Origin of the sequence: Bacillus sp. FSL K6-0042 (genome assembly GCF_038006685.1) — a bacterium.
Lineage (GTDB): Bacteria > Bacillota > Bacilli > Bacillales > Bacillaceae_G > Bacillus_A > Bacillus_A pseudomycoides.
Genome location: NZ_JBBOVS010000001.1, coordinates 1,555,062 through 1,574,652 on the forward strand (window position 1 = coordinate 1,555,062; position 19,591 = coordinate 1,574,652).

Sequence of the window (19,591 nt, forward strand, 5' to 3'; positions counted from 1 at the left end):
CGCTTTTCTATCCCTTTATTCAATACGTTCCATTGCTGTCTTCAATGTCCCGACAACAAAAGCAATTTCATCACTTGAAATAATAAGAGGTGGCGCTAACGTTAAAACATTATTATAGCCTGCTGTTGTCATTCCGTTACGTCCAATGATTAATCCTTTTTCTTTACAAGCATTCACTACACTGGCAATTTTATCATTATCAATTGGTTCTTTTGTTCCTTTGTCATTTACCAGCTCAATGCCAACTAGCAACCCTTTCCCTCTAATATCTCCAACAAGTGGATGATCATCTCCTATTTCTTCTTTTAATTGCTCTAATAAAAGCGATCCCATTTGTGCAGAACGCTCAATTAAATTTTCGTTTTCCATAATTTCTAAGTTTTTAAGTGCTAACGCACAAGCAGCTGGATTCCCGCCAAACGTGTTAATATGACGGAAAAATTCATATTCTCCCTTTCCTTTAAATGCTTCATAAATCTCTTTCTTCACTGCTGTTGCTGATAACGGTAAGTATGCACTTGTAATCCCTTTTGCCATTGTAATGATATCAGGCTTTACATCATAATTCATAAAACCAAACGCTTTTCCTGTACGACCGAAACCACAAATTACTTCGTCACTAATTAGCAATGCACCATGTTTTTGACACGTCTCATGAACAGCTTTCATATAATCTTGCGGGGGCATCAAAATTCCTCCGCCTGTAATAATTGGTTCCATAATCAATCCAGCTATCGTTTCACTTAGTTCCCACGTCATAACACGATCAATTTCTTTCACACACTCTACATCATAAATATCTTGTGACGCAATCTCTGGCATCCGGTAACAATCTGGTGGCGTAACATGTAAAAAACCAGAAGCAAACGGCTCATACTGATACCTCCGCTGTGCCTGTCCTGTCGCTGCCATCGTCGCCATTGTATTTCCATGATAACCACGATAACGTGACATAAATTTATAACGGTGCGGCTCACCCTTATATGCATAATATTGACGAGCAATTTTAAATGCTGTTTCATTCGCTTCCGATCCACTATTAGAGAAGAAAATAACGTACTCTCCTCCCAGCCATTCATTTAACTTTTCAGCAAGCTGAATTGCAGGTTCATGAGATTGTGACATTGGAAAATATGATAGTTTTTGCAATTGCGCGTACGCTGCTTCAGCAAGCTCTTTTCTTCCATATCCACTATTCACACACCAAAGCCCACTCATCCCATCCAAGTACCGTTTTCCCTCTATATCTTCTACCCAGCATCCTTCTGCTTTTGCCCCAACCATTGTACTATTTGGACTAAAAGGACGCATTCCATGCCACACATACTTTTCATCCTTTGCTAATAATGCATCTGATTGTTTCGTTTTCATCATACATTCCACCTTCCAAAACAACTTATATTTTTCCAAGCTGTACTGGCCCATGATGAGGTAAAACTTTCCCCTATTTATTTTCATTCCACATGAACAAAACAAATCCTACCAACTGCCGAGTAATATTTTCAAGCAAAATGACAAAACAAAAGAGCTCTCCAAGCAACTGGAAAGCTCTCTTTCTTCTTAATGCGCAGACACGTCACTAACCCCATGACCTGTGTTAGATTTGACAAGGATTTCATCGAACTTTGCTGCATCTTCTTTCTTACTTGAAAAGATTGTCCCTAAATACGCTGCTAAAAATCCAAGTGGAATAGAAATAATTCCAGGTGTTGTATAAGGGAATAATGCTTTTCCAACAAAGATTGCTTTCCCAGCTTCAGGATTCCAAACATTCGGGCTTAGTACCACTAATACGATAGCTGATACTAACCCAACAACCATTCCACAAATTGCTCCTGTTGTATTAAAGCGTTTCCAATAAATCGTAAACAAAATCACTGGTAAATTAGCACTTGCAGCAACCGCAAATGCTAACGACACTAGAAACGCAACATTTAACGTTTGAGCAAATAAAGCTAAAATAATAGATAGTACTGCCACACCAATTGATGCATAGCGTGCCATGGACACCTGCTCTTTTTCTGTTGATTTGCCTCGGCGAATAATTTCATTATAGAAATCATGTGCGAAAGCTGAAGCGGCTGTTAAAACTAAACCAGCGACAACTGCTAAAATCGTCGCAAATGCAATTGCAGAAACAAATGCAAATAAGAAATCTCCTCCAAGTGCTTTTGCTAATAAAGGTGCTGCCATATTACCAGCTGGATTTGCCTGAATAATTGCAGCATTTCCTACAAATGCAGCTGCACCAAACCCTAAGAAAATCGTCATAATATAAAATGCACCAATTAACCACGTTGCATATACAACAGACTGACGTGCTGTTTTCGCGTCACGAACAGTGAAAAAGCGAACAAGAATATGAGGTAAACCAGCTGTCCCTAAAACAAGACCTAAATTTAAAGAAATCGTATCTAATCCATTCTTATATTTCACACCTGGATTTAAAAATGCCTCTTTTAGAGGTGTTGCCGTTTTCATCTGCGCGAACATTTCTGTCACGCTAAAATTAAATTTTGCAAATACAATTACTGAAATAATAAATGTTCCTGCCATTAGCAAAACTGCTTTTACAATTTGCACCCAACTCGTCGCTGTCATACCTCCGAAAATTACATACACTGTCATTAACGTTCCAACAATTAAAACGGCTGTCGTATATTCAATTCCTAATAATAATTTAATAAGTGCTCCTGCTCCCACAAGCTGTGCAATCATATAGAAAATTGAAATCGTCATCGTATTTAAAGCTGCAACTCCGCGCACCTTTCTCGCATCAAAACGTGCTGCAATCATATCAGCTAATGTATATTTCCCTAAGTTTCTAAGCGGTTCAGCAACAAGATATAATACAACTAAATAGGCAACAAGAAAGCCTATGCTATAAAAGAAACCATCAAATCCAGTTAATGCGATTGCCCCTGCAATCCCTAAAAAAGAAGCAGCTGACATATAATCTCCCGCAATGGCCAAACCATTTTGCCACCCAGTTAAGCCTCCTCCTGCCGTATAAAACTCGCTCGCATTTTTCGTCTTTTTCGATGCAAAATATGTAATGACGAGCGTACCAAGAACGATAATCAAAAATAGTGCAAACGCCGTTACGTTCAAATTTATCCCCTCCCTTTTTGTATATCTTGAAGAATTTTTTGTGAAGTCTTATCGAACGATTCCGCTTTTTTGCTATACATCATACATAACGACCACGTCATAACAAATTGTGCGAAAGCAAAGATCCACGCCCATGTAACATCTCCAAACGCTGGTGTATTCAACACTTTTGAATAAGAAGTCAAAAGCGGCAGAGCAATAAAAAAGCTTAAAAAGAAAATGCTCATCGGAACAATAAATTTCCGCTTCTTTTCTAACAATGCTTGAAATTCCGCTGACTGGACGACTTCTGTATAATTCACCTCACTTTGTAACTTGCGTGCTGAACTATCATCTCGTTTCATTTCCCCTGTCCCCTCTCCCTCATTCTTTAAATCAAGTTCCCCCTCACAAACAGAAAACTAAATTTTATAAATATTCAGAAACTTACATTTATTTTAGACAATCTTTGCTTCTCTGCACAGATTTTTCGATAGACATTTTTCGTCATATTTCCCCAATTTTTTAATATATTTTTTTAAAATAAAAAGAAGTGCTCATCGCACCACTTTCTTGTCCTTCTCTTTTTCTAAGTTACGTGCCGTCCTACTTAATTCAACATCTTTTCCGTTTTTATAAGTTCCAAATAAGAAATCATAAACTGGATTCGACACACCAAACCAATAATTTTCATTTTTATAATGATGCAAAATATGTTGTTTTTTTAGCCATCTACCAAAACCAGTCAAAGGACGGATTGGTCTATGAGCTATATAATGTTTCCATTCATAGACGAGCAACATGATAATCATCCCAATTCCAAATGAAAATGTAATCGTTATATTACTTGTAAGTCCATACAGAATGAACAAATAAATTGCAAATCCTGTCATGCTATACCATACTGGTAAAAATAATAGCTTTAAATCATCCGGGTACACATGGTGATCATAATGTAATCTCTTTAACATTTTTAGTAAAAATGGATTTTTAGGAGGTTTCATATGAAATAAAAACCGATGTGTTATATACTCATTGATTGTATAAAAAACGATTCCCGCAAGACATGATAGAATCGCCACCCCTGTAAATAATTGCATTTTCAAAATAATGATAAACAATATAAATACTCCAAACACAATCATAATATCATGTTGGAAAAAGAACTCCTTCATCACCCTTTTCATTCATCCTATCCCCTTTCTTAGAAAAAACAGCCCTAACATATCGTTACGACTGTTTTCATTCTATCTATCTTATTCTCTTTTACTCACAAATTTGCTTGCTGTTCTATTGTAGAGAAAAAATTCTGTGAACCAAATATATTTTGTTTCGGTATAATATGTTCAACTGCAAAGACAGTGACTTCACCTCTCTGTACTTCTCCAATAATCAGTCCCAGCATTGCATGATTTACAGCAAATGTTGGCTGCTTTGTTTGAAGTAGTCTTTCAACAGTTTGAAGAACGGCCTCATATAAAGGGTCCCTATCCGTTACTTCTTTTCGGATTTTTGGTGCTAATGTAATGATAATTTCTTTTCCATTAACTGTGGTTCGATACATAAAAATCTCCCCTTCAATCTTATATGAACAACTGTAAAGCTTTATACGCAAAATGAATCGAATACCCGACTAAGATAAAACCAGCTCCCGCTGTAATATAACCGAGCGCCTTTGGCTTAAGCAATGTGCGTCCAAAATGAACAGAAAAGGCAATATTTAAATTCCATAAAATAATGCCACCAATTATGCAAAGACTATATAAAAAGGCCTCTTGTTTTGTTACTTTCGTGAGCAGTGAACTAAGCGTACTCCCATATACACCAAACCAAAAGACAAGATTTAACGGATTAGATACCGCAATTAAAAATCCTGCCATAAAGGATTGACGAAGTCCACCTACCTCTTCTTGTTTATATTCCATATTTGAATGTAAAATTCCTTGTTTTACACTTTGAAATCCTAAATAAAACAATAAGAAAAAACCTATACAATACATAAATGCTTGTACATATGTATACATAAATACAGAAGATAATCCAAAGTAAATAAGCAACATAAATAAAATATCTGCACTCATGCCTCCTATCCCAACAAGCCAAGCATGCCAAAACCCACGTTCAATCCCTCTTTTTAACATTTCAATATTAATTGGCCCTACTGGTGCCGCTAATGAAATTCCTAGTATAAATTGCTGTATAATTGCTCCAAACATCGCTCTATCCTTTCTATATCGTTTTACTATTAGCTAATGTAAATAGTACTAAAAATAGACTAGCTTTTATAAAAAATATACATATATAAAATGCCCTTTTTTATCCAAAACATGCAAAAAAGCCATCCTTAATGATGGCTTTCATTTTAGTACTTTATGATGAAATGGACATTTCCCTTCGATTGGTTCGATGTCATCTCCAATAAAATATTGTTTCCATTCCTGATGATTTGGATCACCATAGTGACTAATATTGGGATGTTTCGGCAGCCGATCCCACTTTTCCACTCGTTCTCTAACCGTTTGTCTGGAATATGCCCCTTTCGGTCGATCTCCTTCTAATCCATCAAATATGATCCGTGGCTGAAATCCTATAATGAGCGAATTTCCTAAATGCCTCGTTTTTCTCTGTTTATAGGCAGGAGCATTCCCAAATGCAAACATCGGCTCACCACCAAATGAAAATTCCCATAAGTAATGATCTGGATTTTTTGGAATTTGCTCTGGCCATGGCTTTTCATCCTTTTCATGTAAATATTGTAGCACTCTCCAAAAGTACGTGCGGTAATATTCGAGCGATCTCTCTTCACACTCTGGCTCAACAAAAAGAAAAAAACCTCTTCTTACAACTGGTCGCTCATTCATTAACTGTAAAAAAGAAAACAGAGTCTTGGGTAAATGACTCCAATCATCCTGAGATAAAAACGAGTAACGAAGTTCATTTTTCTTTAAGGCCGTTAAGCCAAAATAGCACGGAAAAGTTGGCTCTAATACAACATTAGAAAAATTCTCAAATTCTTTTGAAACCCAACTTGGTATATCACCCCTAGTTTTAATTTCTTGATTATCTAACAAATAAGACTTACTCATTCTCTCACCTCATTATGTACAGCATTCATTTAAGCATATTAAGAATAAAAGTTGTCCTATACCATTTTAAAAACTTGTGTGAAAAATTATTTAAAAATACAAAAAGATAAAACCGCTTACTTGACTAAAATCTACCATTTCGTGTATATTTAAAATATCATTTAGCAGAATATTCGATAATATAGCATTTTCAGTTTTATGAATTCACAAATATTTCAAATGAAATTCACTAAATGAAAAAGGAATCGTTTTTTAGGAGGAATTGTAACATGCAAGGAAAAGTAAAATGGTTTAACAACGAAAAAGGTTTTGGATTTATCGAAATTGAAGGTGCTGACGATGTATTCGTACATTTCACAGCTATTCAAGGCGAAGGCTACAAAGCTTTAGAAGAAGGTCAAGAAGTATCTTTCGACATCGTTGAAGGAAACCGTGGACCACAAGCTGCTAACGTAGTAAAACTTTAATCCAACATATAACAGGAGGTTACCTTATTTGGTAACCTCCTTTGTTATTCCTTTGTATATTTCCTTTTTACAGAGTAAAAACTATGTGAAATGTGACAGAATACAAAGGAGGAATCGACAATGGGTTCACATGTAAATGATTTTGAAGAAGTAAAATTCCGCGTAGAAACAGCACAAAAAATGGTAGGTTCTGCAACAATTACAATGGATCCTGAATCACTGCAGCACGCGACAACTGCAGTAGAATCTGCACGCTCTCAGCTTGAAACAATGAAATCTGTTGCAACAGATTTAGACGAGCCTTTCTTAATGAATGAAGAAAAAAAACTAAGCCTATGCGAACACCAATTGAAAGAAGCTAAGCATTAAAAAAACATCCAGAGCTACCTCTGGATGTTTTTTATGATAATTGATTGCCATATTCTTTTAACTTCGCTCCCACTGTGCATTGCCGAATACAAAAAGAATGGGCATAGTACTTACTTTGTGTTTTTCTATAGTGTTCTTGTAAAAAACACCCTCCACAATACGTCTCTAATAAATCATTTACCTCTATAATGAGCTGCTTCTTATTCACCAGTGCACCTCTCTATTCTGTTACTTCCTTATGACTATCGATCGGTGTCCCTTCCAATGCTTGCGCGGCCAATTGATGTGCTTCTTTATTTTGTTTTCTTGTTACTGGCTCACAGACAAGCTTCAATTTCATTTGCTTTGCTTTTTGTTCAATTTGATCTAAATAGTGATTCAAATGTTCATCATAGCATGGCCACTGTCCAGCTAATTGCTGAAGTACGACTTGAGAATCACCATAAAGCGTAACTGATTCATATTTTATTCCTAATTCTTCCAATACATCCATTCCATATAATAACGCTGCATACTCTGCCTCATTATTATCATATATACCTTCTATGTAAGCATTTCGACGAACACGATACACTTTTTTCCCTTTTTTATAGTACACGCATATTCCAAGTCCCGCCTCTTTCGTTTCGATGTCATACCCTCCATCAAAGTAAATGCAAATTTCTTGCGGATCTTCTTCCACTTGTTTACTCAATTTTTTCATTTCTTTCAGCGTCCATTCCGCGCCCATTTCATCGTAAAATACGAGTTCTTTTACTCTTCCCGTTTTCTCAAAATCCACTGCAAATTGGAGAGCTTCTTCCATACTCATATAATCTGTTATTAATTCTGTTTGAAGACCATGTTTTGTTTTATACAACCAATTCATTTTATACTTCATACTATTTTCCCCTTATATAAGACTTCATATTTTTATTTTACCAAGAGTCACAGTATTATATGCGAATGAATCAAATCATATTGTAAGTAACTACCATTATCTGAACTTAACTTAGACTGCTCTCCTAACTCACAAGAAAGAGGAGAGTCTGTATGATTAGAGGGGCTTCATCCTCCATCAAAGTCCTTTGAACTCCTCAAAATTTTGAGATAAAGTGAAACTTCCATCAGTGGGGTTTTTCTTCATCCTCCACTGATGGTTAACCAATCGGGCTTTTACGAGCAGTTATCCCCCGCCTATCTTCCACATTTCTCTCTGGATCTTGAGGTAGGGATCTTACTGTCCGTTAATGCGGGATAAAACGAAACTTTAATCAGTCCTCACAAATCGGGATAAAGCGATTACTTATAGAAATACTAACTTAAATTTAGCCCTTATCCTCTTCGAAAACAAAAAAGAAAATTCAGTCACGTGTTATAGTAATGAAAAAACTATCAATTCTAACATCACAATCATTAAAGTCCCTAATCCAACAAATGCAATTTTTTTCTGAATCTCGGTTTCTTTACTGCTATTAGATATACTGAGAGAACTTACTTATATACAAATAAAGAGGCTACCCAATCCTTTCGATTTGGTTCAGCCTCTTTATTTATTACATCACCTTTTCAAATTGCACTCGTTTATTAATCCAATACATAACAGGCATACCTTTACGTGGGATGATGGTTTCGAACCACGTGATTCGTTTTTAAACAACAATTTTATACTGTACGCAATAGCAAACCATTCGTCAATAGATTCCTACCATCCACTACCCTTTTTCTTATAGACCACGTATAATACAGGATATGAAAGATTTAGGAGGTTTCACTTCATGACAGCAACAATTCAAAATGAAAAAGTGATCGTTTCCATCTCTGAAAAAGGTGCAGAGTTACAAAGCGTCCGCTTAAAAGAAGATAACACAGAATATATGTGGCAAGGTGATCCTAACTATTGGGGGCGCCGTGCACCAATTTTATTCCCAATTGTTGGTAGGTTAGTGAGCGATACATATTATGTAGATGGTAAACCGTATTCATTAACACAACATGGTTTCGCCCGTGACCTTACATTTTCAGTAACAGAACAAAGTGAAACAAAGATTACATATGCAGCCACTAGTAATCAAGAAACTTTACAAAAATATCCGTACGAGTTTGAGTTACGTGTTTCTTATGAACTAGACGAGCAAAATATACATATTACTTATGAAGTTATCAACCCTACTTCAAAAGAAATGTTCTTTTCTATCGGAGCACATCCAGGCTTCAATTGTCCTTTAGTAGAAGGTGAATCATTTACAGATTACCATTTATCATTTAATGGCCCTGAATATTTAGAAACAAGCGTTCTAGAAGGACCATTTCTTTCACAAGAAAAACAACTAATGGTTGAAAACAAGGCAGAATTACCACTTACATACGATTTATTCAAAAATGATGCCCTTATTTTTGAAAATATGAATACAAATGAAATTTCCATTCGCTCTCATAAACATAATAAGTTTGTAAAAGTAGCATTTGAAAGTTTCCCATTCGTTGGTGTGTGGACACCAGGAAATGACGCTCCTTTCTTATGTATCGAACCGTGGTATGGAATTGCTGATGAGGTAGAAGCAGCTAAAGATTTCAAAGAGAAAAAAGGCGTACAGTCCTTACAAGCAAATGAAACGTTTACATGTCGCTACAGCATTACAATTGGATAAAGTGCATTTTTCATATTCTATCCCCCGCCCCTAGAGATTTTTAGGCGGGGTGATTACTATCAGCTAACGCTATATAATAATGGAGGTATTCAATTTTGATTGAAGTATATATTGATGGTGCATCAAAGGGAAATCCAGGCCCTTCTGGCGCTGGAATTTTTATTAAAGGTGTGCAGCCACCTGTGCAATTATCACTGCCACTTGGAATCATGTCCAACCATGAAGCTGAATATCATGCATTACTGACCGCATTAAAATATTGCATGGAACATAATTATAGCATTGTATCTTTTCGCACAGATTCACAGCTTGTTGAACGTGCTGTAGAAAAAGAATATGCAAAAAACAAAACGTATGCACCACTTTTAGAAGAAGCACTAGCGTACATCAAAAGCTTTGATCTTTTCTTTATAAAGTGGATTCCAAGTAGTCAAAACAAAGTTGCCGATGAATTAGCAAGAAAAGCCATTTTACAAAATTAATGGGGGTTTTAGTGTGAAAAAAGGATGGATTGCTCCTCTCGCTTTATTATTTGTCTCCTTTATTTGGGGAGCCACATTTGTTGTCGTTCAAAATGCAATGTCATTTGTTGGGCCATTTACTTTTAATGGTGTTCGCTTTTTATTTGCTGGAATCATTTTATTATTTGTCCAATTTATATTCTCGAAAAAAACTTCAAAACAAGAAGTTCAACATAGTAGCATTGCTGGTTTAATTATCGGATTTTTCTTATTTATCGGTTATTTATTACAAACATTTGGATTACTCTATACCACTTCTTCTAAAGCAGGATTTCTAACTGGACTCAGCATTGTTATGGTTCCGATTCTTTCATTTATCTTTTTAAAACAAAGAGTTACACCTTTTATCATACTTGGCATTACTGCTGCAACAGCAGGCTTATATTTACTAACCGCTGGTGATTCTTTTCAATTGAATATTGGTGATATACTTGTTCTCGGCTGTGCAATTGCTTTTGCAGCCCATATTCTCATTAACGGAGTCTTTTCTAAAAAAATATCCCCTTTATTATTAAGTACAGCTCAAGTATTATCCGTTGGAATTTTCTCTTCTATCTGTGCTTTTTTATTCGAGGACTGGAAAAAGTTATTTTCAATCTCTTTATGGACGAATTCTGCTTTTTTATTTGCTCTACTTGCAACATCCGTGTTCGCAACATCCATCGCTTTTTTTATTCAAACAGCTGCGCAAAAACATACCTCTCCAACGAGAGTTGCCATTATTTTTGCAATGGAACCTGTCTTTGCTGCATTAACAGGTGTTCTTGTCGCAAACGAACAGCTTTCTATTCCTTCAGTACTTGGTTGCCTTTGTATTTTCTTAGGCATGATCTTCGTTGAACTTCCTTCAAAAGCAAAAAAAGAAGCGCAGGCTGCGTGAAGTTACGCTTGTAACGTCCGCATAAAAGCCTTTGCGCTTTTTTTATCGGTAATTTTCTCTTCCTTCAAACGCTCTAATAAAGCGATAAAATAACTACCATCAAACTGTAATTGATGTTTAATTGTTGCTTCAATCGCTGCATTCACAAGCCCATCAGATGCACCCGTATATCCTTGACCAAACCTAATAAACCCTTGTGCATCCTCTGATAATTTAAATCCTTTTGTGTGTAAGAATGAAAGATAATCTTGTACCGTTTGCATGCTGTTCCCACCTACCAAAAAATTCTCCACTTCCTATCATACATGTTTTTAGGCTTTATGAGAATGACTTTTCCTTGACAATCTCTCTTAGATTTCTTGATTTCCTAAAAGATAAAAACAACACTAATTACTTCACTAATTTTCACTTTCTCTCCTTGGTTATATTGTAAGGTATTACATGATGTGAAGATCAATAAAGAAAATGAAATAATTCCCTTATATAAAAAGGATTCATCTACAGCATCACGAAATAAATAAAGTGTGACTTTAATCAACGGGAATTTTCTTTATTCCGTACCTGTCTCTCTATCTATATTCTAAACATCGAGACAAACTTATTACCTACAAATCACGAAATAAAAAGGAGAAATATAATGAAACAAGCTCTATTAATTATTGATGCTCAACAAGAACTTATTGATGGAAACGAGCAAGAATCTGCAGTATTTCATAAAGAGCAATTATTAACGAACATAAATATAGCCATTCAAAAAGCAATTCAATCCAATGCTCTTATTATTTTCGTCAGAGATACTGATGTTGCTTCTGGTATGGGGAAAGGATTTCAAGTACATGAGGAACTCAGAATTCCGCATGCAGCACAAATCATAGACAAACAAGCCACCAATTCATTTTATAACACCTCTTTACATGCCATTTTAAAAGAGAAAGAAATTGGTCATCTCGTTATAGGCGGCTGCAAAACCGAGCATTGTATTGATACTGCCGTTAGAACAGCAACTGTACAGGGATTTGATGTCACTTTAATTAAAAATGGGCATTCCACGAATGATTCTACGATTTTATCAGCAAAAAAAATTATTGAACATCATAATAAAACACTACATGGCCATTATAATGTCGATCATTTTTCTGTTGTTAGAGATGTCGAAGAAGATCTATTTTCCCCTATTCATAATCAATATCGAGAATAGAAAAATCACATTTATAAATTAAAAAGATTCCTTTTTTAAAAGGAATCTTTTTAATTTATAAATATCTGTGCAGCAATTCCATATAATTCACCATTTCTTTTCAAAAATTGAGTGCTGTTTTTCAACATAATTGGCGGTTGATTTACCTTTTGAAATCCAACTGTCTCGAGCACTGTCATAAAAAATTCTTTTCCTTCTAGTACATCAATTCTAAGTCTTCCTTTATAATCTTTTGCCAAATGATGAACAATTGTAGTTGCGATATGATCATTCAGCGCGACAATTGGTCCTATAATTCTATTTTCTGGAGTTTGTACGCTCATTCCATATCCCACAATATAATTTTCTTTGTCTTTTACAACTATACATTGCTCAGATTGTTCAATTCTTCTCTGTATAAAATTACTTCTATTTACCCCGAAAGCGGCTTCATCTAACTTCACAATCCCATTACTATCTCCCTTATCATAATCCATAAAAATATGTTGCTCATTTCTATCGTAATCTTTAGGAATTACATACTGATTACATATATACTTTGAAACTTTAATCAGTGGGGGTTTTCTTCATCCACCACTGATTATTAGCCCTCACCAATCGTTTTTTTTTACGGGCAGCCCGATCCCCACCTACCTTCCTCGTTTTTCTTTGAATCTTGAGGTGGAGATCTTACTGCCCACGAATAGCAGGATAAATAAGGAAGAACTCTATTATTCTTGCTTATTGATAATTTGTGCTAAATCCATAAAAAAGCTTAATGATTCAGGATTGACCATGGAACCTTGATTGACTACCTTTTCTGCTGGAAACCCTAATAGAATTTTTCGAATTGGAACTTCTAATTTCTTTCCACTCAATGTTTTTGGAATTTGCTCTACTACGTAAACTTCATCAGGGACAAATCGGGGTGAAACCTTTTGTTTTATTTCAGCTTTTATTGCTTCTTTTAGATCATTACTCATATTCACTCCAGGTTTTAACACAACGAATAGCGGCATAAATGATTTACGTCCAAGGAGCTCTAAATCTACTACTAAACTCTCCATAATGGCATCCAGGGACTCAACTATACGATAGATTTCGCTCGTCCCTAGACGTACACCTAGCCGATTGATCGTAGAGTCTGATCGCCCGAAGATAACACAGCTCCCTTTATCATCAAATTTGATCCAATCACCATGTCGCCAAATCCCTGGATACATCTCAAAATAACTTTCAAGATAACGCTTATTATTGTCATCTCCCCATAAATATATAGGCATAGATGGCATTTGAGAAGTTATAACCAACTCTCCAACTTCATTAGTAATCGAATTCCCTTCATCATCAAATGATTGTACGTTTGCACCTAAAGAACGAGTTTGTATTTCACCTGCGTAAACAGGCAATATAGGAGAGCCACCAACAAATGCAGTACATACATCCGTTCCTCCACTGGTCGAAACAAGCCATACATCTGTTTTCACATTTTCAAATAAAATCCCTTCAGAGTTATAAATGAAGGGATCTCACAGAAAATTTCATCTTATTCAATTACTGGATAGACGATACGATACATGCCTTTTTTCAATTTTTTCCTCTATTTCTCTTAAATTCTCTTTATCACTTAATAATAATTGTTTATTCTCTATCAATAATTGTTTAAAGGATTTTCTTATTTTTTTTCGCATGTTTTTTCCTCCTTCATGATTACAAATAAATTATCAAAGGATCATTTATATAAAAGATAAGTAATTATCTGTGTAGTCTTATAATAAAAGATTCGTGTGAAATCTATTTGAATTCCAAATGAAAACTAAGTATTTTTTCTGATAACTTTATCGATTAAAAGAAATCACATAAAAAATAACGCCTAATCAAAATATATTTGATCAGACGTTATCTATAGTTGTAAGCAATCTCCCTAGCATTGCTTTTACAGCATATTTATAAATATTTCAGGTCTTCCCCAGTTCATTTGGTCGCAAACAAATCGTACTTTCTCTTCATCAATTGTATGCAGTCCTTCTTCTAGCAAGCATGAAATCGGAACTTCACAATGAATTTGTGCTAATTGTAATGATATGTTTAAATTCTCCAAATCATTTTCAATTTTTGTACGCTGTGCTTTTGTTAATGCCACTATATTTTCTAATACTGCCGCTACGGTTCCGTGTTCTTGAATTAGTTTATACGCTGTCTTTTCGCCAATTCCTTTTACACCTGGATAATTATCACTCGTGTCCCCCATAAACGCTTTTGCATGAACGATTTGCCAAGGTTCTACACCCTTTTCTTCCCTAATCTTCTCTGGCGTATAATACTCATAGTTTCCAATACCTTTACGAAGAAGCATTACCGTAACATTTGTATCAACAAGCTGTAATAAATCTGTATCACCTGTTAAAATATATACTTCTGCCTCACTAGCGTATTCTTTTGCCAACGTACCAATACAGTCATCAGCCTCATAGCCTTTCAGTCCAATTACAGGAATAGATAACTTCGATGTCATCTCTTGCACGAGATCAAATTGCGGAATCAATTCTTCTGGTGGTGCTGCACGATTTGCTTTATAGTTTGAGAAAGATTCTGTTCGGAATGTCGTACTTCCCATATCCCAGCACGTTACAATATGCGTCGGTTCAATCGCTTGCGCCGCTGTTAATAAATGTTTCATATAACCATGAATCCCGTTTGTTGGGGTACCATCTTGTCGTTTCATAAATTGGCCGTAAACACTTGTTGCGTAAAAAGCACGAAATAATAGTGCCATGCCATCAACTAACAATACTTTTTTCATAATTCCTCTCCTACTAACAAAAAATAATAACCTCACGTTATCACGTAAGGTTATATAAATAGATTACCATTCTACGTTTCTGTTCAACTTTATCTATTATACAATGTTTTCATATATTTAGCACCATTAACAGCTCAAGATGTTTGGCTACAGCATGTATGAAGCAATCCAGAATACGTGTTTTTACCTGTTGAAACGACCACAGCCTTCGCAGTTCCGTTTACAATATGTGTACCTTTAAAACATACATTTTCAAGTTGAAGTGGATTGTAGTCTTTCATACGTTTTAATGGAATAAAACGTTTGCGTTCAAGGTGATAACAGCTTTCAAATTTCTCTACATTTATTTCTTTCCCTGTTAACACCGATTCATTTACTAGCAAATCTTCCGCATAAACAATACGTACATCAGCTGGAACTGTATCACCTGCTGAAAGAAAAACCATATCCCCTGGAACTAGCTCCTCAACTGGAAGTTTCATTATTCTTGATTCACTATTCATACCTACATTTGTACATCCTTCTACTCTAGAAACGGTAACCGTCACAATCTCACACTGATTTTCATTATGAACACGTTGCTTTACAAATCCAGGAATCATTTCGCCTAATTTCATCATTACATCCGAAAGAATTGCTCGCTTTGAAGATAATTCATTTTTTCCGTACACGTGAATACGTTTCTGTGCTTCTTTAATAGAAAGACCATCTCTTGTTGTTTTAAAATAAGCAAATACAGATTTCACATCTCTCGTTGCAATTTCAATTAACAAGTCTCTATTTTGTTTTAACATAGATTGTTCTTTCATTATTTTTTTACTTTGTTTATAAGAAGTGTTACCCACAAGTTTGTTTACATATAACATATTATCGTCTCCTCCTTTATAACATAGGAAGAAACGCTTTGTTTCTCAATTTATCTCACTTTAACAATGGATATTCCTAAACTCAGTTAAAGTGTCTATGCTCAACTCATAATTATTTCAGCACATAACTATAAGCTGACCGCTATTTTAGTGATAAATTATAGAGGGAGGAACAAGTCGTTTCCTGCCTACATCATATATTTTTGTTTTGCAGTATATGGGTAACGGAACCGAGTCAGAATTTGACATGCTCCTCACCTCCTCTTTCATTTTTTAGTCAGTATTTATACTATGGAAATGGTCATAGTTTGTTAATAAAAAGACCTCTACTCATAAGCGAGTAAAGGTCATTACATACATAAATAAGCGATTCCTAATAAACATAGAAATCTGCGAACCTCTCCCTCGCCGAGTTTTAGCACTGTATAGCATAGGTACGTTACCAGCTACATTAAGAAAAACCTTAATTCGATCATTCCTGTTGACCCATTGGCGTCTCTCGACATTTTTGGGCAGTAGCATTTCTCTATACAGGAGCCTCACCTAACAGAGACTTATTTTTTTATTATATAAAAAATGTTACTCCTATTTAAAATAGATGTCAACACCTTGGATTCAAACTTTTCCTTATTACAACAAGTATTTCCTAGAAAATGAATCGAATAGAAGCACGCCTATTCTAGTACTAATTGTTTAAGATTTTGTATGCTTCTCTTCTCAAGATTACACGCTTGGAGAAAGTAGGTTTCAATATCTCCATACATTTCTACAATTTCATGATAAACCTCATCTAAATATTCACATCACACTTCTAGCATTGGCTTGATCCGCTCTGGTGAAGCTTAAAATAAACTCAATCACAGATTAAGAAAAACATTTCTCCCCATCTGTAACTCTCTTTAAAGTGTTATTTATTTTCATATTTATTTCGATATACAGCTTCATATTAGGCTCTACTATGTTGTCTTGAAGTAACTTGATATTAGGAATTCATACACTCTTGAACCAGTAGTTAGCCCAAATCTTCTTTTAACTTTTGGGCTAACTACTACAACTAAGTCACCATTAGATCCAGTTGACTCAAAACTTTGGTTATTTGGTCCAAATTTATTTAGTTTTGACGAAACTATAATATAAGCATCTATAGGGCCAATCCCTTTTTTGACTGCTTCTCCCGACACAAAAAATGTTTTCACATCCATATATAAAATATCTCTTCTTGGTAACTGGCTACAATCTATCTCATTTAGAAATCATTTTCGAACCACTTTACATGCTGCTTTTCTTCAACGTTCCTTGCATTTGATTCTTTAATAGTTATGGTTCCTTCATTGGAAAGTATAAAAATTAGTTCTTCAAAAAAAACAACAATTAGACCTTCGATGCTAGAAGACATTTCTGCCACGCGAGTTTTAACATTTCTACAATAACTTTTGGACTCTGTTCTTCTTTTGGTGCAAACGTTATTCTTTTTATCTGGAGATAAAGCTTCGATATGTTCTAAAAGAAACATACCTTTCCCCTTCATCATCCCTCTGTCAGGGTATTAACGTAAATTCATTAATTTGGCCCATCAATATCTGACAAAGATATTACTACATCAAATGACTTGTGTGTATATTCATACCTAATATATCCTTCATACTTATTTACTATAGATACTACACTTTTCAAACCCCATCCATGAAATTTTTTATCTTCCTTAGTTGTTAAGAAATGATTATTTAAAAGCTTTGGCTCAATCAAAATACTGTTTTCTATTTTCAAAAAAATCATTTCATTAATTTTTTTCATTGTAATCTTTATCCACCGTTCGTCAAACCGATCAATATGTTGACATGCTTCAATCGCATTATCAATAAGATTAGACAGTACAGCTACAATGTCATTATCAGCTATTTTCAATTCTTGGGGAATTTCTACCTCAATAGTATTTTTAATTTTTTCTTCCTTCATCATTTCCATTTTATTGTTAATTACAAAATCTACAATGGTATTGTTAGTAAAAATATTTCGTCCATAATTACTCAATATTGGTTTTGATATATTATTAATATAATCCAACGCTTTTTCACTTTTATCGTCTTTAATTAATTTATACAAAGTTGTCATATGATTATTTAAATCATGATAAGTTTTAGCATTATTTTCATAAAGTTCACGCATTTTAATGAAGTCTTCTTGTAATATCTTATTTTTGAACTCGATTATTTTCTTTTCTTCTTCTTTTTCATAATTAGTGAAAAATAATACAATTAAAAATAATGTTAATATTCCAAAAATGATGAATGCAATCCAACTTGATACGATAACTTGATTCACATAAACAAATGATTTTTTTGTAACAAAATAAGATATAAAAAAACCTAAAATAGCAATCAATAAGAAACGTTTATACTTTTTAAAAATAGTGTTCACATCAAATTTCCTTGAAATAATTTTATAAAAAAGATATAAAATTATTATTTCTATAATCCTGATTATATAAATAACAATTACGTAGTCCATTGATTGATTACGTGCATCCCAATTATTATCATTTAGTGCATTCGTAATAACTAACGCGATGCTATTGCAAAATAATATTGCAGAAAAATAAAAAGACACAAGAGAAAATATAAATTTCATTTTAGTACTATATAAAATTATTGAAGTAACTGTAAAATAAATAATACAAAATAGAAGCGTTAGTAAATCCGGTAATCCCACCATATTCAGAATGTAAATAATTAATGATAAAAGAACAGAGAAACAAATTTCATATATAGTTGTTTGTTTATTATTAAATCTAATTGGAAATAATAAATTTAATACTCTGTAACCTATTATAATTGAAAAAATTGAAGTTAAATAATCTAAATTCCAAAATATCACAACAAATTTTCTCCCCAAAACATATGAATTTTAGACTTTAATTCATTAATATGATTTCTACTTACTGATAAAATTTCATTATTTTTTAAAACAGCCATATTATCTTGGATCTTCATTACATACAATATATTAACAATAATCCCCTTATCAATGTAAAAAAATTCTTTACAATCAATTTCTGAAAAAACTGCAGCTAAAGGCTTTCTTACCTTAATTGAATCATCTTCAGTGACAAAAACTGAATTTTTCCCATCCTTATATAGATATAAAACACTATTCAGAGGTATTTTATGAAATCTCGTTTTAGTTTGAATAGTATAACATTTTTTATTTTCTAAATTTATCATTTTAATAGCATCTTTAATAGCTAGAGGCAATTTTTCCTCCATTCTATCTTTTGGAATATACCGAAAAATATTCAATTCATAAGAATCAATAGCGAATTCTAAATGTGATGTTATAAAAATAATTAATGAATTTTTATTTTTCCTCCTTATAATCTTTGCTATTTCTATTCCAGTTATGTCCGGCATCTCTATATCTAGAAGTATTAAATCAAACATCTTGTCTTCCAAAGTAAATAAGAAAGAATCTCCAGAAATAAATGTGGTTATTTCAGAAATGACACCTTCTTTAATAAGTATAGATTTTAATAAATTAAGTTCTTGATTTAGAATATTTTCGTTATCATCTACAATACTAATATTCATACTATCTCCTCTTTTGAATTTATTAAATATAACAAGTTTATAAAGTTTAATTATATTCTATATTCAAATTATACCAAACTGAATTTTTTATATCAATTTTAACAAAAAATGAAATGTA

The 19,591-nt window shown here is 33.9% G+C and carries 23 protein-coding genes, 3 pseudogenes and 1 riboswitch; of the genes and pseudogenes, 6 read left to right on the forward strand and 20 right to left on the reverse strand.

What is annotated here, in order from left to right; translation table 11 throughout:
* Positions 1-15: 15 nt before the first annotated feature.
* The 7 genes from MHH45_RS08115 to MHH45_RS08145 form a co-directional block, all read right to left on the reverse strand.
* Positions 16-1,371 carry an aspartate aminotransferase family protein gene (locus tag MHH45_RS08115; RefSeq protein ID WP_016114185.1) on the reverse strand — a complete coding sequence of 452 codons (1,356 nt, stop codon included), beginning with the start codon at positions 1,369-1,371 and terminating at the stop codon, positions 16-18.
* A 189-nt stretch (positions 1,372-1,560) separates the two neighbouring features.
* Entirely contained in the window at positions 1,561-3,111 is a 1,551-nt protein-coding gene (locus MHH45_RS08120) for a solute symporter family protein (protein WP_016114184.1), read from the reverse strand.
* A gap of 2 nt (positions 3,112-3,113) precedes the next feature.
* A complete protein-coding gene (locus MHH45_RS08125; RefSeq protein WP_016114183.1) occupies positions 3,114-3,455 on the reverse strand; it encodes a DUF485 domain-containing protein in 342 nt (113 codons plus the stop codon).
* Positions 3,456-3,647: 192 nt separating this feature from the next.
* Positions 3,648-4,277 carry a sterol desaturase family protein gene (locus MHH45_RS08130; RefSeq protein WP_016114182.1) on the reverse strand — a complete coding sequence of 210 codons (630 nt, stop codon included), beginning with the start codon at positions 4,275-4,277 and terminating at the stop codon, positions 3,648-3,650.
* 83 nt (positions 4,278-4,360) lie between these two features.
* Positions 4,361-4,654, reverse strand: coding sequence for a hypothetical protein (locus MHH45_RS08135; protein WP_016114181.1), 294 nt, complete (start codon positions 4,652-4,654; stop codon positions 4,361-4,363).
* A 19-nt stretch (positions 4,655-4,673) separates the two neighbouring features.
* Entirely contained in the window at positions 4,674-5,306 is a 633-nt protein-coding gene (locus MHH45_RS08140; protein WP_016114180.1) for a LysE family transporter, read from the reverse strand.
* A 141-nt stretch (positions 5,307-5,447) separates the two neighbouring features.
* A complete protein-coding gene (locus MHH45_RS08145; RefSeq protein ID WP_016114179.1) occupies positions 5,448-6,176 on the reverse strand; it encodes a YqcI/YcgG family protein in 729 nt (242 codons plus the stop codon).
* Positions 6,177-6,445: 269 nt separating this feature from the next.
* Between MHH45_RS08145 and cspB the strand changes: the two genes are divergently transcribed.
* Together cspB and MHH45_RS08155 are read left to right on the forward strand one after the other, a co-directional pair.
* On the forward strand, positions 6,446-6,643 hold the full coding sequence (cspB, locus tag MHH45_RS08150; RefSeq protein ID WP_003196492.1) for a cold shock-like protein CspB: 198 nt from the start codon (positions 6,446-6,448) through the stop codon (positions 6,641-6,643).
* A 120-nt stretch (positions 6,644-6,763) separates the two neighbouring features.
* Positions 6,764-7,012 carry a DUF2564 family protein gene (locus MHH45_RS08155; protein WP_003206638.1) on the forward strand — a complete coding sequence of 83 codons (249 nt, stop codon included), beginning with the start codon at positions 6,764-6,766 and terminating at the stop codon, positions 7,010-7,012.
* Between the two features lie 31 nt (positions 7,013-7,043).
* Here MHH45_RS08155 and MHH45_RS08160 read toward each other — a convergent pair whose 3' ends face one another.
* Together MHH45_RS08160 and MHH45_RS08165 are read right to left on the reverse strand one after the other, a co-directional pair.
* Complete coding sequence (locus MHH45_RS08160; protein WP_088094059.1) at positions 7,044-7,220, reverse strand: zinc-finger domain-containing protein; 177 nt, start codon at positions 7,218-7,220, stop codon at positions 7,044-7,046.
* A gap of 12 nt (positions 7,221-7,232) precedes the next feature.
* Positions 7,233-7,892, reverse strand: a complete 660-nt coding sequence (locus MHH45_RS08165; protein ID WP_088094058.1) for a ribonuclease H family protein — start codon at positions 7,890-7,892, stop codon at positions 7,233-7,235.
* 877 nt (positions 7,893-8,769) lie between these two features.
* Here MHH45_RS08165 and MHH45_RS08170 point away from each other — a divergent pair.
* From MHH45_RS08170 to MHH45_RS08180, 3 genes are all read left to right on the forward strand, one after another.
* On the forward strand, positions 8,770-9,642 hold the full coding sequence (locus MHH45_RS08170) for an aldose 1-epimerase family protein (protein ID WP_016114177.1): 873 nt from the start codon (positions 8,770-8,772) through the stop codon (positions 9,640-9,642).
* Positions 9,643-9,737: 95 nt separating this feature from the next.
* Positions 9,738-10,124, forward strand: a complete 387-nt coding sequence (locus MHH45_RS08175; protein WP_016114176.1) for a reverse transcriptase-like protein — start codon at positions 9,738-9,740, stop codon at positions 10,122-10,124.
* Positions 10,125-10,137: 13 nt separating this feature from the next.
* Complete coding sequence (locus tag MHH45_RS08180) at positions 10,138-11,043, forward strand: DMT family transporter (RefSeq protein WP_016114175.1); 906 nt, start codon at positions 10,138-10,140, stop codon at positions 11,041-11,043.
* A 2-nt stretch (positions 11,044-11,045) separates the two neighbouring features.
* Here the strand turns inward: MHH45_RS08180 and MHH45_RS08185 are convergent, their stop codons facing one another.
* Complete coding sequence (locus tag MHH45_RS08185; protein ID WP_016114174.1) at positions 11,046-11,306, reverse strand: DUF6123 family protein; 261 nt, start codon at positions 11,304-11,306, stop codon at positions 11,046-11,048.
* A gap of 374 nt (positions 11,307-11,680) precedes the next feature.
* On the opposite strand from MHH45_RS08185, the gene MHH45_RS08190 reads away from it, so the two are divergent.
* On the forward strand, positions 11,681-12,241 hold the full coding sequence (locus MHH45_RS08190; RefSeq protein WP_003196473.1) for a cysteine hydrolase family protein: 561 nt from the start codon (positions 11,681-11,683) through the stop codon (positions 12,239-12,241).
* A gap of 50 nt (positions 12,242-12,291) precedes the next feature.
* On the opposite strand, the pseudogene MHH45_RS08195 reads toward MHH45_RS08190, so the two are convergent.
* The 10 genes and pseudogenes from MHH45_RS08195 to MHH45_RS08235 all read right to left on the reverse strand — a co-directional run.
* Positions 12,292-12,786 (reverse strand): annotated as a pseudogene (locus MHH45_RS08195) (GNAT family N-acetyltransferase); the annotation flags it as partial.
* Between the two features lie 165 nt (positions 12,787-12,951).
* Positions 12,952-13,731 (reverse strand): annotated as a pseudogene (locus MHH45_RS08200) (AMP-binding enzyme); the annotation flags it as partial.
* Positions 13,732-13,770: 39 nt separating this feature from the next.
* Positions 13,771-13,911, reverse strand: coding sequence for an FbpB family small basic protein (locus MHH45_RS08205; RefSeq protein WP_016114171.1), 141 nt, complete (start codon positions 13,909-13,911; stop codon positions 13,771-13,773).
* Positions 13,912-14,156: 245 nt separating this feature from the next.
* Positions 14,157-15,023, reverse strand: a complete 867-nt coding sequence (locus tag MHH45_RS08210; protein ID WP_016132675.1) for a 5'-3' exonuclease — start codon at positions 15,021-15,023, stop codon at positions 14,157-14,159.
* A 134-nt stretch (positions 15,024-15,157) separates the two neighbouring features.
* Complete coding sequence (locus MHH45_RS08215) at positions 15,158-15,889, reverse strand: P-type ATPase (protein ID WP_016114169.1); 732 nt, start codon at positions 15,887-15,889, stop codon at positions 15,158-15,160.
* Positions 15,890-16,283: 394 nt separating this feature from the next.
* A riboswitch (M-box (ykoK) riboswitch) is annotated at positions 16,284-16,447 on the reverse strand.
* Positions 16,448-16,563: 116 nt separating this feature from the next.
* Positions 16,564-16,677, reverse strand: a pseudogene (locus tag MHH45_RS28040) (tyrosine-protein phosphatase); the annotation flags it as partial.
* 168 nt (positions 16,678-16,845) lie between these two features.
* The gene (locus MHH45_RS08220) at positions 16,846-17,091 is read right to left on the reverse strand and encodes a hypothetical protein (RefSeq protein ID WP_016114168.1); all 246 of its coding nucleotides are present in this window, start codon (positions 17,089-17,091) and stop codon (positions 16,846-16,848) included.
* Positions 17,092-17,135: 44 nt separating this feature from the next.
* Complete coding sequence (locus MHH45_RS08225) at positions 17,136-17,402, reverse strand: hypothetical protein (RefSeq protein ID WP_229161510.1); 267 nt, start codon at positions 17,400-17,402, stop codon at positions 17,136-17,138.
* Positions 17,403-17,449: 47 nt separating this feature from the next.
* On the reverse strand, positions 17,450-18,763 hold the full coding sequence (locus MHH45_RS08230; RefSeq protein WP_016114166.1) for a sensor histidine kinase: 1,314 nt from the start codon (positions 18,761-18,763) through the stop codon (positions 17,450-17,452).
* On the reverse strand, positions 18,760-19,473 hold the full coding sequence (locus MHH45_RS08235) for a LytR/AlgR family response regulator transcription factor (protein ID WP_016114165.1): 714 nt from the start codon (positions 19,471-19,473) through the stop codon (positions 18,760-18,762). Before MHH45_RS08235 ends, MHH45_RS08230 begins: the two co-directional genes overlap by 4 nt.
* Positions 19,474-19,591 lie beyond the last annotated feature (118 nt).